We start from the raw sequence: 13858 nt of genomic DNA on the forward strand, positions 1-13858 counted from the left end.
CACTGGTTATCTATGGGTAAAAAGTACCCTAATTTACTTTCCGGGCGAGGCGGGGGTGGTAGGGGTGAAGGCCGACTTTCTGTGGTGGGTTTGATGGGGAAGGGGTGATGTTCAAAATGCGACGTGAAACACAATTTCTTCGGTGGAAAGAGTTGGGAGAAGCATACCCAAGAGGGCGCAAAACCCCTATAATTGAGAAAGAGTCCCACGCATCCGGCATGTGGTTACTTGTTAGAACACGTGGGAATAATTGGGAATTTGACGTTAGTCTTCCCCGGAAAATCAGTGTGAACCCTCAGAGGTCACACAAAACAACACACAAAGGTTAGGTATATGAGGCGCGCAAAAATCGTTGCAACCATCGGTCCGGCAATCGAGTCCCCCGAGAAGATCTCCGAGGCAATCAAGGCTGGCCTGAACGTCGCCCGTCTGAACATGAGCCACGGTGACCACGCCGAGCATCAGGCACGCTACAACACCATCCGTGAAGAGTCTGCAAAGCTCGGTAAGGACGTTGCTATCCTCGCCGACCTGCAGGGCCCCAAGATTCGCCTCGAGCGTTTCGCAAACGGCAAGGAATACCTTGAGCCCGGCGCAGACTTCACCATCACCTCCGAAGACGTTGAAGGTACCGCAGAAATCTGTGGCACCACCTACAAGGGCCTGCCCGGCGACGTAAAGCTAGGCGACAAGCTCCTGCTCGACGATGGCAAGATCCGCCTCGAAGCTATTGAGGTAACTCCCACCCGTGTTCGCACCCGCGTGGTCGTCGGTGGTCCCATCTCCAACAACAAGGGCATCAACCTGCCCGGCGCAGCGGTCTCCCTGCCCGCGCTGACCGAGAAGGACGCAAACGACCTGCGCTTCGCACTGAAGATGGGTGCAGACATCATTGCCCTCTCCTTCGTCCGTACCGGTGCAGACGTTGACCCCGTCCACAAGATCATGGAAGAAGAGGGTATCCGCGTACCCGTTATCGCCAAGATCGAGAAGCCCCAGGCAGTTGAGAACCTGCAGGACATCATTGACAAGTTCGACGGCATCATGGTCGCTCGTGGTGACCTCGGTGTTGAGCTGCCCTTCTCCGAGGTTCCCCTCGTCCAGAAGAAGGCAATCGACATGGCACGCCGCTGGGCAAAGCCCGTCATCGTGGCAACCCAGGTGCTCGAGTCCATGACCGATAACCCCGTCCCCACCCGTGCAGAGGTTTCTGACTGCGCTAACGCAATCCTCGACGGCGCAGACGCTGTGATGCTCTCCGGTGAGACCTCGGTCGGTAAGTACCCGATCCTGACCCTGCAGGCTATGGCTGCAATCGTTCAGGATACCGAAAAGGGCGGCCTGTACCGCGTGCCCGAGCTGGATCGCAAGCCCCGCACCCGCGGTGGCGCAATTACCCGCGCAGCAGTGAACATCGCTGACCAGTTGGACGCAAAGCTCATCGTAACCTTCACCCAGTCCGGTGACTCCGCACGTCGTCTGGCACGTCTGCGCCCCGAGACCCCGATTGTCGCTTTCACCACCAGCTCGAAGGTTCGCTCCTTCCTGTCCATGCTGTGGGGCGTTGAAGCTGAGCAGGTTGAGATGATTACCGATCAGGAAGGTCTGTTCCACTTCGTGGACGAGTACCTGCTGAAGAACGGTCTGGCAGAAGCTGGCGACCTGGTCGTCGTTGCTGCCGGTGCTCCCGCAGGCCGCGCAGGTACCACCAACATGGTTCAGGTACACCGCGTCTACGGTGCTGAGGGCGAGCGCGAGACTCTGCGTCCTTACGAGGAGAACGAGGTCAAGCGCTAAGCCGCTCACCAATCTTTTTCGATGCGTAGCTGAGGGTAATCCTCAGTCTGTACGCTCGGTATATAGAACCGCCGCCCGGTCGTGAATTCACGGCCGGGCGGCGGTTTCTTGTGTCTTTATTGTTGCCGCATCTGATGTGCGGGTGGGCCGGGTGGGCGTAGGGTAGGTACGCAAAAAGCGGCGGGAAAGTTTCAAGCTTTCCCGCCGCTTTTTGCGTTGGTGCCCGAGGTGGGACTCGAACCCACACTCCGAAGAACCTGATTTTGAGTCAGGCGCGTCTGCCAATTCCGCCACTCGGGCGTATCACGCATTTGTGCGTAACACCTTTAGAATTCTAACCCAGGCTGTCTAGAAAATCTAATCTATCTGACGTGTTGAGCATGCTGAGGCGGGGTGCGGAACATCTGCTGAGGGTTTCTGTTGCGCCTCTACACGGGGGTAAGTCTGATACCTGCCGCGCATTTGCTGAGGGGTGCGGGAGGGGACGTTGAGTGTAAATCCTGGGCATAAATCCTGAGCTCAGGGTGAACCGGCGCCACTTATCCACAGGCGGAGGCGGGGGAGAAAGCGCGTATCCTGTATCCTTAAAGACTGACTAACCATCCCCGTTCGCCTTCGCGGCTGGGGGCCACCTCAACGTTAAGAAAGTGATCACGGCTCGTGTTCAATTCTCTCTCCGACCGCTTGACGGCAACTTTTAAGAACCTGCGCGGCAAGGGCCGCCTCTCCGAGGCAGACATTGATGCAACCGTCCGCGAAATCCGCCGCGCCCTGCTCGACGCTGACGTCGCCGTCCCCGTGGTCCGCGAATTTACCGCCCACGTGAAGGAACGCGCTCTTGGTGCGGAAGTTTCCGAGGCGCTGAACCCCTCCCAGCAGATCGTCAAGATCGTGAACGAGGAGCTGGTGAGCATCCTCGGCGGTTCGACCCGCCGCATCAACATGGCGAAGAGCGGCCCGACCATCATCATGCTGGCGGGTCTGCAGGGTGCCGGTAAGACCACCCTGGCTGGCAAGCTGGCTCACTGGCTGAAGGGCCAGGGCCACACCCCGATGCTGATTGCATCCGACCTGCAGCGCCCCAATGCGGTGACCCAGCTGAAGGTTGTTGGTGAGCGTGCGGGCGTGCCCGTGTACGCGCCGCACCCCGGTGTGACCAGCGAGTTTGACGTACCCACCGGCGATCCCGTACAGGTGGCACGTGACGGTGTGGCTGAGGCTCGCGCTAAGCTGCACGACGTGGTGATTGTCGATACCGCGGGTCGTCTGGGTGTTGACGCTGAGCTCATGCAGCAGGCACGTAACATTCGTGACGCTATTGAGCCGCACGAAGTTCTGTTCGTCATCGATGCGATGATCGGTCAGGACGCCGTGAACACCGCTAACGCCTTCAACGAGGGCGTGGACTTCACCGGTGTGGTCCTGTCTAAGCTTGATGGTGACGCCCGCGGTGGTGCGGCGCTGTCGGTGGCTTCGGTGACCGGCAAGCCGATTATGTTCGCGTCCACCGGTGAGAACGTCACTGACTTTGAGCAGTTCCACCCGGACCGTATGGCAAGCCGCATCCTGGATATGGGTGACATCCTGACTCTGATTGAGCAGGCTGAAGCTCAGTGGGATAAGGCTGAAGCCGACCGCATGGCGAAGAAGTTCATCGATCAGGAAGACTTCACTTTTGAGGACTTCCTGGCTCAGATGCAGCAGATTCGTAAGCTCGGCTCCATGAAGAAGCTGCTCATGATGATGCCCGGCGCGGCTCAGATGCGCCAGCAGCTTGAGGCTTTTGACGAGCGCGAGATTGACCGCGTGGAGGCGATTGTTCGCTCCATGACCCCGCATGAGCGTGTGGCTCCGCGCATCATTAACGGTTCTCGCCGTGCCCGTATCGCTAAGGGTGCAGGTGTGACCGTGTCTGAGGTGAACCAGCTGATGGAGCGTTTCGCCCAGGCTCAGAAGATGATGAAGAAGCTCGCTTCGGGCAAGATGCCCGGCATGCCCGGCGGTATGCAGATGCCCGGTATGGCGGCTGCGGCGGGTGGTGCTCGCAAGAACGCGAAGAACAACAAGAAGAAGAAGGCTCGCTCCGGCAACCCGCAGAAGCGTGCGGCGCAGGAGGCGGCAGCAGCTAAGGCGCAGCAGGCACGCGCCGGTGCTGCGTTCGGTCAGCAGGCTCAGAACCAGGAGATGGATCTGTCCAGCATGAACCTGCCGAAGGGCTTCGAGAAGTTCCTGCAGTAAGAGCAAATATGAGCCCCGTGAGGGGTGGTACGGGTGCGCACGTGGTTACGGGGCGCACCCGTACCGGTATGGTGCCCGGTTTGGGCGTGGGTGTGTGAAGGGAAGGTATCAATGGCTCAGAACGAGCAGAATTGGGATCGAGAGAACGCGGATGATCAGCTGAATGAGCAGGTCACGCCGTGGTCTCAGCGTGCCTTCGCTGATGATTCTGTCGAGGAACCTGCTACTGAATCTGCCGCCGAGTCTGTAGAGGAGTCTGCAGGTGAGCCTGTAGCTGAGGAGGGCTCGCTGGGCTTCTCCGAAGCTGCCGCCGAGGATTTTGACGACGACCTCGCGGACGACTTTTCAAACGACTTCGTGGGCGACTTCGACGATGAGTCGGACGCCCTTCCCGGGTACACCCCCGTCTGGGCGCGCATCGCCCTCGAATACGGTGAGCATTCCGCCGAGCTGGCGGGTGACCTGGTCTACTCGAGTGAGAGCGATGACCCCGCCGTTGACGACGTTGCCGCAACTATCCTGAACCTCATTCGTGAAGCCCGCAGCATGCACGATGAGGTGAAGGCGGAAGACCCCGATAAGCAGCGCGCCTGGAACGACCGCACGAAGGTTGACCGCCTCGCCGCCGCACTGGAGAGCGAAGAGTGGACCGTCGATAAGCTCACCGGCATGTGGGAGGATGCCCCCGCACCCGCCGGTAGTGGCGAGTCGGATAGCCCCGAGTACCTGCGCGTCCAGGATGAGGAACGCACCGCCGAGAAGCAGCGCAATGAGCGCATCGAGCAGACCATGGAGCTGGAGGAGAAGATTCAGCGCCGCCGCATCATGGCTCGTTCCACCACCGATGAGGAGCTGATTGCCGCCCTCATTGAGGCGACCGCCGCCTCCCCGGAGCTGATTGCTTACGAGATGGGTGAGCACCAGGTGCAGCTCTACGTGCTCTGCGCGGTGGACGATGAGGGCTACATGAACGTGCTGGAGGTCGCTGACGGCCACCTGCACGTGGGTACCCCCGTTGAGGATTATGTGGCTCAGCTGGTGGAGCATCTGCCGGTCACCGGTGCCGCCCTGGAGGGTGAGGCGACCGTGTGGGAGGAGCTGCCCGGTGGACAGGGCGAGCTGGAGTTCCTGGTGGACGGTGACGCCGCCATGCTCGTTGACCTGCCCATTGACATGATTACGGGGCTTCTTTTGGCCTACCTTCCTGCCGGTACTCGGCAGGTTGTTGCTGCGCCGGCGGGGGAGTGGACCCTCATTTCTGCCGATCCGGTGGACCTCATGGCTCTGCTGGGTCTGCTGAACTGCAACGCCCTGATTGCTGAGGGCAACGCGAACCAGCAGCACCTGGTGGTCTACGAGGAGCCCGCCCGCGAACCCTACTCGGAGGAGGAGTGGTACCTGGAGGCGTTCGGTGAACCCTACGAGAACATCGTGGAGGAGTTCACCTGGCAGCGCGTGCCTAAGCGCCTGAACCGTGCCCTCAGCCGCGAGGAAGTCGCCCGCTTTGGCGGCGTGCTGGAGGATCTGCTCTCAGAGCTTCCCGGTAGCGCCCCGGAGCTTTCGGGCTCAAAGATTTTCGGTTCCGATGAGGACGAAATCGAGCAGGGCATCGCTAATGTCATGGCGATGTTTGGCGTGGAGGCTGATTCCATTACCGGCCGCCGCCTGAACGCGTACCTGCGCGATACGAGCAACACCCTGGCGCTCGAGTCGGTGCTGCAGCTGCTGGATGTTCCTACCGAGCTGGCACTGGTTCCGACCACCGGTTTTGATGTGGCGTCGATTAGCACGGCTCGCGTCTTTGGCAACGAGGATGAGGAGCTCGCACAGCCCGCCGGTTCTGCTGAGACTGACTCTGCCGACGCAGCTGAAGCTGCTGATGAGGCGCAGACTTCTGAAGCTCTGGACGTTACCTTCCCGCTGGATAACTCCGTTGCCGAGGCGACCTTCGCTGAGAACAACTTCTCTGAGAACCCTGTCTTTGAGAACACTGCCGCAGAGGATGATTCCTTCGATGGCGACGAGGACATCGAGCCCTACCCGGGCGGCTACACCTCGCCCATGGAGCGTAGCTACCGCCTCGTTGCGACCGGCCGCCGCGTGACCCTCGCCGAGTGGATGGACGCCATCAGTAACGCGCGCATCCCTTACGAGTACACCCATATGGGTTCGCCCGAGGGTTCTGCCCCGGATTCTTTCGTGGAGACTGAAGAGGGCTACCTGTCTCTTGACAGTGCCCTGCACGAGGCTGACTCGGCGCTGAACGAGGAGCAGGCATCGCACGAAGCAACGGTGAGCCAGCAGGCTCCCGAGGGCTCTGCCGCGCTCGCGCATCAGGACCTCACACATCAGGGCTTCTCCCATCAGAACGATGCCGCGGCAGGCGACGAGCCTGCGCCGAACGCATCGCAGGATACCGAGCCTCAGGCACCTGCATCCCAGAGCCCCGCACCGCAGAGTTCATCCACTCAGAGTTCATCCACTCAGGGCCCCGCGCCTCGTTCGCGCCGCAAGCGCCTGACCCCGGAACAGATTCGTGCGAAGACCCGCCGCGTGGGTCTTGTCCTGGGCGCGGATGTGACGGCTCAAAGCGCTATTGCCCTGACCCTGGCGAATGTGGCGCGCCGCCGCCGCGCGCGGGGTAAGGCGAGCCGTAAGTTCTCGGTGGCTGCCGCGCTCTTTGCGCTGAACGCTACGGTCGAGTCGGCTCTGATTCCGACGGTTCTGCGTTCTTTCGAGCAGACCCAGTTGAAGAAGCATGCCCGCCCGGTGGCGGATGCTGAGCTGGTGCATCCGGGAGACACCGCAGGGGAGCAGCCCTCGACCAAGAAGCGCACTCTGATTGATGACCTACGTGAGGGCCACTACCGCACGGTGGAGGATGCTGCCCCGTCCACGGAGCAGGCATCCTCTGGACTGCGTGAGCGTGCCCTGGGTATAGTGCGTAGCATCAGGCAGCGCGCTGCGAAGAAAACCGACCGCTAAAGGAAAGAAGCCATGAAGGATTCCTATCTGAGCGATGAAGAGCTGAAGGCTTTTATCGCCACCTTGCCCACGCGCCGTTTGGCGGCGGGCGCGCTGATTCGTAATGAGCGCGGCGAGATGCTGCTGGTGAAGCCGAACTACAAGGACGGCTGGATTCTTCCCGGCGGTACTGTGGAGGCGGGCGAAGCGCCCAAGCCCGGTTGTGAGCGTGAGATTGCGGAGGAGCTGGGCCTGGACCTGAAACTGGGCCGCGTGCTGCTGATTTTCCACGGTCTGGCGTTGGGCGTGTGGGGCGATTCGACCTACTACATGTATGACGGCGGCGTGATTGCAGCGGATACGAAGATTACCCTGCAGGATGCTGAGCTGGTGACCTATGAGTGGGTTGCTCCGGAGAACCTGGAAGGCTACGTGCGCTCGTCGATGGTGGAGCGTCTGCGTGAGTGCTACCGCGCCCTGGAGACGGGGGAGACTCTGGAGCTGAGCAACCTCGACTCCTAATAACCTCGACTGGCGGCGGCTACGCTGCGGCTCGCCGGGAAGCTACCGGGTGCATCCCGGGGTACAGAACGCTGTTTAAAAGTGATATTCGGTGCCTTGGGCAATTATTTTTCCGTGTCGCTAGCTTAAAATCTTGAGCTCTGATACCCTAGCTGAGTACCCGGCGACGCGCGACCCCTCTCTTCGCGCGCCGTTGTGTCCATAGAGGCGCCGTGAATGGCCCGCCCCACGGGTGCTGAACCGTGTGCCTCGCACCAAATTATGAAACAGGAGTAACCACTAAAGTGGCTGTTAAGATTCGTCTCAAGCGTATGGGTAAGATCCGCGATCCTCGTTACCGCATCGTGATCGCTGATTCGCGCGTCAAGCGCGACGGTAAGTCCATCGAAGAGATTGGTATTTACCACCCGACCGAGCACCCCTCGCGTATCGAGATCAACTCTGAGCGTGCTCAGTACTGGCTCTCCGTCGGCGCACAGCCGACCGAGCAGGTTCTGGCTCTGCTGAAGCTCTCGGGCGACTGGGCTGCATTCAAGGGCGAGAAGGCAGAGTCCAAGGTTCTGCCCGTCGAGGCTAAGGCTGAGTTCGTTGTTCCCGAAAAGGGTTCCGTGATTCTGCCCGAGGCTATCACCCCCAAGGCTGAGAAGGCTGAAGAGGCTGCTGAGGAAGCAGCACCCGAGGCTGAGGCTGAGGAAGCAGCTGAGTAATTATGTTGGCTGACGCACTCGAACACTTGGTTCGAGGGATTGTCGATCGTCCGGAGGACGTGAAGGTGCGCCTGCGCACCCAGCGTCACCGTGAAACCCTTGAGGTTCGCGTGCATCCGGATGACCTGGGCCGAGTTATCGGCAGGTCCGGTCGTACCGCCAAGAGCATCCGTCTGGTGATGGACGCTATTTCTGATGGCGAGCCGATGCGTATCGACATTATCGACACCGACAAAAAGCGACGCTAGCTCGTAAACGCTTGAAGCCCCCGCTCCCGGAATTTTTCCGGAAGGCGGGGGCTTTCGCGTACCCGATTTCTCGGTCTGAGTTATCTGCGTGAGTTATCAGTGCGAGTTATCAGCATGAGTTATCCGTGCGAGCGCTCGCTCCGGCCGCCGTGGAGGCGGGGGAGAGGCAGCAGAGAGACGGCAGAATGCGCCCGTCCTAAGTGCCCGGTAGAATAGTGGGAGCCGTGCACGTGCACGGCGTAGGTTTTTAGCTTGTATCCAGCGGAGGAAAATTATGCAGGTTGTGGTGGCTCGTATCGGTAAGCCTCACGGTATTCGTGGTGAGGTGACGGTTCAGCTCTTTACTGATGCCCCGCAGGAGCGTTTTGCCCGCGGCGAGGTGCTCGGTATCGAGAATTTTAAGCCCGGCTCTGCTGCCGCTTCGGTGGCGCCTACCGGTGAGCTGACGGTTGCCGGTGCCCGCTGGAACAAGAAGATTCTGGTGGTCCGTTTTGATGAGGTGACTACCCGCAATCAGGCTGAGGAGCTGCGCGGTAGCCGCCTGGTTTACGAGGTTCCCGAGGATGAGGGCGATGAAGAGGGCTTCTACGAGCAGGAGCTGGTGAACCTGCCCGTGTACCTGCTGGCGGACGTTCCCGAGGGTGAGAGCCCCGTGGATAACCCGGCTGTGGGTAAGCCGCTGGGTAAGGTGACCGGTCTGCAGACCATGCCGGTTCAGGATTTGTTGCTGATTAAGCTGGCTCGTTCGCCGCGTCTTGCCTCCGGCGCGGGTGAAGAGATCATGATTCCTTTTGTTGAGGAGATTGTGCCCGAGGTGGTTCCCTCGACCGAGGATGAGCCCGGCTTTGTGCTGCTGACCCCTCCGGCGGGTTTGATTGACCTGGTCGAGGACGCTGAGCAGGATTCTGCGCAGGCGACCGAGCAGGCGGGGGAGTAGTCCGTGCGCTACGATGTGGTCACGATTTTCCCCGAGTATCTGGAGCCGCTGAAGCTGTCCCTGCTGGGTAAGGCACGCGAGAAGGGTCTGGTGGATCTGCACCTGCATGATTTGCGTGAGTATACGTTTGACCGTCACCGCACGGTGGATGACACTCCGTACGGCGGTGGCGCGGGCATGGTGATGAAGGCGGAGCCGTGGGGTTTGGCGCTGGATGAGGTGCTTGCCGCCTCCCCGCTAAACGCCGCTACCGAAGATGCGTCTGAGGGTGCCGAGTCTGAGGGCACTGGGCCCGCCGAACCCGCCGCTGATACCCGCCCGCTGCTGATTGTCCCGTCCCCGGCGGGTGCCGTTTTCGATCAGGCGATGGCGTACAAGCTGGCGGAGGAGAAGCATATTGTCTTCGCTCCGGCGCGCTACGAGGGCATTGATGAGCGTGTGCTGGACTGGGCGCAGGAGAGCTTCCGCGTGATGCCCGTATCCCTGGGCGATTACGTGCTCTACGGCGGTGAGGTTGCGGTCATGGCGATGATTGAGGCTATCACCCGCCTGATTCCGGGCGCGATGGGTAACCCCGCCTCCCTGGAGGAGGAGTCGCATACGGGCGGTCTGCTGGAGTATCCGGTGTACACGAAGCCCGCGGTGTGGCGTGAGCGTGAGGTGCCGGAGGTGCTGCTGTCGGGTAATCACGGTGCGATTGCGCGTTGGCGTCGTGACCGTCAGATTGAGCGCACCCTGGAGCGCCGCCCGGACCTGTTGGAGGCGTACCCGGTGGAGCAGTGGGATAAGAAGGATCGCCGCTTCTTGGCTGAGCGCGGGGTGCATTTTGCGAACCCGGCGAAGGCGGCTCAGAAGAAGGCGAAGAAGAGCCCCGCACCACAGGCTGATAGTGCGGCTCAGGCGGCACAGCCTGATACTGCACAGTCTAATACCGTGCAGACCCAGCCGGAATCCTAAGCTTCGAACGGGTGCCTGTGGGTGCCTCGTGATTCTCTGAATGGGGGTTAGCGTCATATAACTGTTAGTTGGCGCTAACCCCTATTTTTTGTGCCCGTGAACCGTTATTCTAAGGTTAACCTCGCTAAGAACATAGCTCACCTATAGCTGGTGCGAGGTAGTAACCCGCTTTCATCGTTGAAAGCATGTACTCAACAGAAGGAGGACACATGTCCGTTGTTAAGGTTCACCGTTTGGCTGTCGTTGGCGACAACCGTGCTGAGCTGGAGAAGCGCTTTGCCGCTGCCCGCCACATCGCTGATTCTTTCCCCGGCTTTGAGGGTTTTGAGCTGTGGCGCCCCCTGGATGAGGGCGGCGACTATTTCGTGGTGACCCGCTGGGTTGATGAGGCAAGCCATGATGCGTACGCGGCGGCTCGTCGTGAACGTGACCCGAATACTGTTGTTTCTCACGCTGATGGCACCATGAGCTTCGAGAAGGTGGAGTTCAGCGACTAATGGGTCGCGGCGAGTAACCGGTCACTCTGGGGAATTAATAGATAAACCCTGCCGGTAATTGCTCTGAGTAGGGGTTTATCTCATTTTTATCTCAAATAGTGAGGGGTCGCGCTAACTTTTCTGAATATTGCTTTAAGTGGGTATTAGCCCATGTGGAAGCAATATAAGGAGGGTTTAGGGCGGCCCCTCCTTGATTTTTCGGGGTTTAAAATTCGCAGGTATTTTGCTGTGATTGGGTATGTGGGTTCGGCACTATAAAACACCTGAAATACGCTCAATGGGAACCGGTGGAATAACTCAACCCGAAAGTGACACCTTGGTGCAAAAAGGTTATTATTGTTCCCGAGAGCACGCTTCGCCCGAGTCGGTAGTTCGGGCGGGGACAGCGATCCCCTCTCAGCTGCATCGCATGACGTAGCTGAGTCACTCAAGGGAATATTCAGTGCACCCGTGTGAGCCATCCTCTGCATAGGAAGGTCTGGCAGGGGAGCCGACTCAACTATCACGTATTCACACAAGTGGTGCATGGTACTGGACCCCACAATATATGGGATGGGAGCTTGGTGGTTCGAGCGTTCATTGTGGTTGATGACCCTCCTAACCGTGGATAGGAAAGTGCTTTGTAAAGCGGGTGAGCAAGCCGGTGGTCCGGACCGGTGCTCACCCGCTCCGCTGTTAAACGTTGCCTTTGGTAAGTCGTTCCTTCTATGCTCGTCATGTTTCTCTGTCTAGTGCTTTTCGGGTACCGGGCGCTCGCGGAACTCGATGGGTCGCTTCGCCTTGGGTAGCGAGTACATGACGCGCAGGTACGCATCCTCCACCAGCTCTTCTAGTACCTGCTCGGTTATGCCTTCGCCGGCGCCCACCGAAATCCAGTGCCGCTTATTCATGTGCCATGCCGGGATGATGCTCGGGTAGATGCGCTGCAGCACCTCGGATTCTTCCGGGTCGGTCTTCAGGTTCACAATGGGGTAGCCGATACCCTCCGTGTACATGGCGAACATCTTGCCGCCGATGCGGTACACCGTGGTTTCCGGACCGAACGGCTGGTCGCTCGTTGCTAGCGGCATGGCGAGTGCGAGGCGGTGCAGGGTCTGCTCCAGGTCTTCGGGCTGCAGAAGTTTGGGGGAGGGGTTTGTGCTCATAGCTTCGAGTCTAGTGCCCCGCACGGTACCCCGCCTAGCACGCAACCCAAAACTCTCGTACTGCCCGGCAAATCCACGCTAAAATAGGTAACTATGGCTGAATTTATTTATCAGATGATCAAGGCCCGCAAGACTGTGGGCGACAAGGTCATCCTTAACGACGTGACGATGTCGTTCTTCCCCGGCGCCAAGATCGGTATGGTTGGTCCGAATGGTGCGGGTAAGTCGACCATCCTGAAGATTATGGCTGGCCTCGACCAGCCGTCCAACGGTGAGGCACGCCTGACCCCCGGTTACACCGTGGGTATCCTCATGCAGGAGCCGCCGCTGAACGAAGAGAAGACCGTTCTGGGCAACGTTGAAGAGGGCGTGGGCGAGATCAAGTCCAAGCTGGATCGCTTCAACGAAATCTCCGCCCTGATGGCTGAGCCTGACGCTGACTTCGACGCCCTCATGGAGGAAATGGGTCAGCTGCAGGAGGCTATCGACGCCGCTAACGCATGGGACCTGGACTCCCAGCTGGAGCAGGCTATGGAGGCGCTGCGCTGCCCGCCCGCTGACATGCCCGTTACCCACCTCTCCGGTGGTGAGCGCCGCCGCGTGGCACTGTGCAAGCTGCTGTTGCAGAAGCCTGACCTGCTGCTGCTTGACGAGCCCACCAACCACCTGGACGCAGAGTCGGTGCTCTGGCTGGAGCAGCACCTGCAGTCCTACGAGGGTGCCGTCATCGCGATTACCCACGACCGTTACTTCCTCGACCACGTGGCAGAATGGATCGCCGAGGTTGACCGCGGTAACCTGTACCCCTACGAGGGTAACTACTCCACCTACCTGGAGAAGAAGCGCTCCCGCCTCGAGGTTCAGGGCAAGAAGGACGCTAAGCTCGCTAAGCGCCTGAGCGAGGAACTGGACTGGGTCCGCTCCAACGCTAAGGGCCGCCAGGCTAAGTCGAAGGCTCGTCTGGCACGCTACGAGGAGATGGCTGCGGAGGCTGAGAAGACCCGCAAGCTTGACTTCGAAGAGATTCAGATTCCTCCGGGACCGCGTCTGGGTAACGTGGTTATTGAGGCTGAGAACCTGCAGAAGGGTTTCGATGGCCGCTCCCTGATTAACGGCCTGTCCTTCTCCCTGCCCCGTAACGGCATTGTGGGTGTGATTGGTCCTAACGGTGTGGGTAAGTCCACCCTGTTCAAGACCATCGTTGGCCTGGAGCCCCTCGACGGCGGCTCCCTGAAGGTCGGCGAGACCGTGAAGATTTCGTACGTTGACCAGAACCGCGCGAACATCGACCCGGAGAAGAGCCTCTGGGAGGTCGTCTCTGACGGTCTGGACTACATCCAGGTCGGCAACGTTGAAATGCCTTCGCGTGCGTACGTTTCCGCGTTCGGCTTCAAGGGCCCGGACCAGCAGAAGAAGGCCGGCGTGCTCTCCGGTGGTGAGCGTAACCGCCTGAACCTGGCACTGACCCTCAAGCAGGGCGGTAACCTGCTGCTGCTCGATGAGCCCACTAACGACCTGGACGTTGAGACCCTCGCATCCCTGGAAAATGCGCTGCTGGAATTCCCCGGCTGTGCAGTGGTCGTCTCCCACGACCGTTGGTTCCTGGACCGCGTGGCAACCCACATCCTGGCGTGGGAGGGCACCGATGAGAACCCGGATCAGTGGTACTGGTTCGAGGGTAACTTCGAGTCCTACGAGAAGAACAAGATTGAGCGCCTCGGCCCTGAGGCTGCTAAGCCGCACCGCGTGGTGCACCGCAAGCTGACCCGATAGGGTTTGGTTCGGTAGCGAGCCCCGCCTCCTGCGCTGTTGAAGCGTGGGGAGGCGGGGCTTTGCTGTGCCCGCT

At 60.0% G+C, this 13858-nt stretch carries 11 protein-coding genes and 1 tRNA gene; 10 read left to right on the forward strand and 2 right to left on the reverse strand.

What is annotated here, in order from left to right; all coding sequences use genetic code 11:
- Window positions 1-333 precede the first annotated feature (333 nt).
- Window positions 334-1797: a pyruvate kinase gene (gene pyk, locus RQ593_RS01925; protein WP_311449664.1), complete on the forward strand. Its 1464-nt coding sequence runs from the start codon at window positions 334-336 to the stop codon at window positions 1795-1797.
- 217 nt (window positions 1798-2014) lie between these two features.
- On the opposite strand, the gene RQ593_RS01930 is transcribed toward pyk, so the two are convergent.
- A tRNA-Leu gene (locus RQ593_RS01930) sits at window positions 2015-2097 on the reverse strand.
- Between the two features lie 360 nt (window positions 2098-2457).
- On the opposite strand from RQ593_RS01930, the gene ffh reads away from it, so the two are divergent.
- From ffh to RQ593_RS01970, 8 genes are all read left to right on the forward strand, one after another.
- On the forward strand, window positions 2458-4035 hold the full coding sequence (gene ffh, locus RQ593_RS01935; protein ID WP_005505683.1) for a signal recognition particle protein: 1578 nt from the start codon (window positions 2458-2460) through the stop codon (window positions 4033-4035).
- A gap of 111 nt (window positions 4036-4146) precedes the next feature.
- A complete protein-coding gene (locus tag RQ593_RS01940) occupies window positions 4147-7020 on the forward strand; it encodes a hypothetical protein (RefSeq protein WP_311449665.1) in 2874 nt (957 codons plus the stop codon).
- Between the two features lie 12 nt (window positions 7021-7032).
- On the forward strand, window positions 7033-7521 hold the full coding sequence (locus RQ593_RS01945; protein ID WP_311449666.1) for an NUDIX hydrolase: 489 nt from the start codon (window positions 7033-7035) through the stop codon (window positions 7519-7521).
- A 284-nt stretch (window positions 7522-7805) separates the two neighbouring features.
- Window positions 7806-8228: a 30S ribosomal protein S16 gene (gene rpsP, locus RQ593_RS01950; RefSeq protein WP_060824656.1), complete on the forward strand. Its 423-nt coding sequence runs from the start codon at window positions 7806-7808 to the stop codon at window positions 8226-8228.
- Between the two features lie 2 nt (window positions 8229-8230).
- The gene (locus tag RQ593_RS01955) at window positions 8231-8476 is read left to right on the forward strand and encodes an RNA-binding protein (RefSeq protein ID WP_005505691.1); all 246 of its coding nucleotides are present in this window, start codon (window positions 8231-8233) and stop codon (window positions 8474-8476) included.
- 274 nt (window positions 8477-8750) lie between these two features.
- The gene (gene rimM, locus RQ593_RS01960) at window positions 8751-9413 is read left to right on the forward strand and encodes a ribosome maturation factor RimM (RefSeq protein ID WP_005505693.1); all 663 of its coding nucleotides are present in this window, start codon (window positions 8751-8753) and stop codon (window positions 9411-9413) included.
- 3 nt (window positions 9414-9416) lie between these two features.
- Window positions 9417-10370 carry a tRNA (guanosine(37)-N1)-methyltransferase TrmD gene (gene trmD / locus RQ593_RS01965; protein ID WP_311449667.1) on the forward strand — a complete coding sequence of 318 codons (954 nt, stop codon included), beginning with the start codon at window positions 9417-9419 and terminating at the stop codon, window positions 10368-10370.
- Window positions 10371-10579: 209 nt separating this feature from the next.
- Window positions 10580-10867 carry an antibiotic biosynthesis monooxygenase gene (locus RQ593_RS01970; protein ID WP_049327787.1) on the forward strand — a complete coding sequence of 96 codons (288 nt, stop codon included), beginning with the start codon at window positions 10580-10582 and terminating at the stop codon, window positions 10865-10867.
- Window positions 10868-11595: 728 nt separating this feature from the next.
- Here the strand turns inward: RQ593_RS01970 and RQ593_RS01975 are convergent.
- Window positions 11596-12012 carry an MmcQ/YjbR family DNA-binding protein gene (locus RQ593_RS01975; protein WP_311449668.1) on the reverse strand — a complete coding sequence of 139 codons (417 nt, stop codon included), beginning with the start codon at window positions 12010-12012 and terminating at the stop codon, window positions 11596-11598.
- A gap of 93 nt (window positions 12013-12105) precedes the next feature.
- Here RQ593_RS01975 and ettA point away from each other — a divergent pair, with 93 nt between their 5' ends.
- On the forward strand, window positions 12106-13785 hold the full coding sequence (gene ettA, locus RQ593_RS01980) for an energy-dependent translational throttle protein EttA (protein WP_296546140.1): 1680 nt from the start codon (window positions 12106-12108) through the stop codon (window positions 13783-13785).
- The last annotated feature ends 73 nt before the right edge of the window (window positions 13786-13858 follow it).

Source organism: uncultured Rothia sp., from assembly GCF_963507905.1.
Classification (GTDB): domain Bacteria; phylum Actinomycetota; class Actinomycetes; order Actinomycetales; family Micrococcaceae; genus Rothia.

Excerpts from the sequence above, each read along its gene's own strand:
- pyk (WP_311449664.1), top strand. The coding sequence starts at position 334 with ATGAGGCGCGCAAAAATCGTTGCAACCATCGGTCCGGCAATCGAGTCC.
- RQ593_RS01940 (WP_311449665.1), top strand. The coding sequence starts at position 4,147 with ATGGCTCAGAACGAGCAGAATTGGGATCGAGAGAACGCGGATGATCAG.
- RQ593_RS01945 (WP_311449666.1), top strand. The coding sequence starts at position 7,033 with ATGAAGGATTCCTATCTGAGCGATGAAGAGCTGAAGGCTTTTATCGCC.
- RQ593_RS01955 (WP_005505691.1), top strand. The coding sequence starts at position 8,231 with ATGTTGGCTGACGCACTCGAACACTTGGTTCGAGGGATTGTCGATCGT.
- rimM (WP_005505693.1), top strand. The coding sequence starts at position 8,751 with ATGCAGGTTGTGGTGGCTCGTATCGGTAAGCCTCACGGTATTCGTGGT.
- RQ593_RS01970 (WP_049327787.1), top strand. The coding sequence starts at position 10,580 with ATGTCCGTTGTTAAGGTTCACCGTTTGGCTGTCGTTGGCGACAACCGT.
- RQ593_RS01975 (WP_311449668.1), bottom strand. The coding sequence starts at position 12,012 with ATGAGCACAAACCCCTCCCCCAAACTTCTGCAGCCCGAAGACCTGGAG.
- ettA (WP_296546140.1), top strand. The coding sequence starts at position 12,106 with ATGGCTGAATTTATTTATCAGATGATCAAGGCCCGCAAGACTGTGGGC.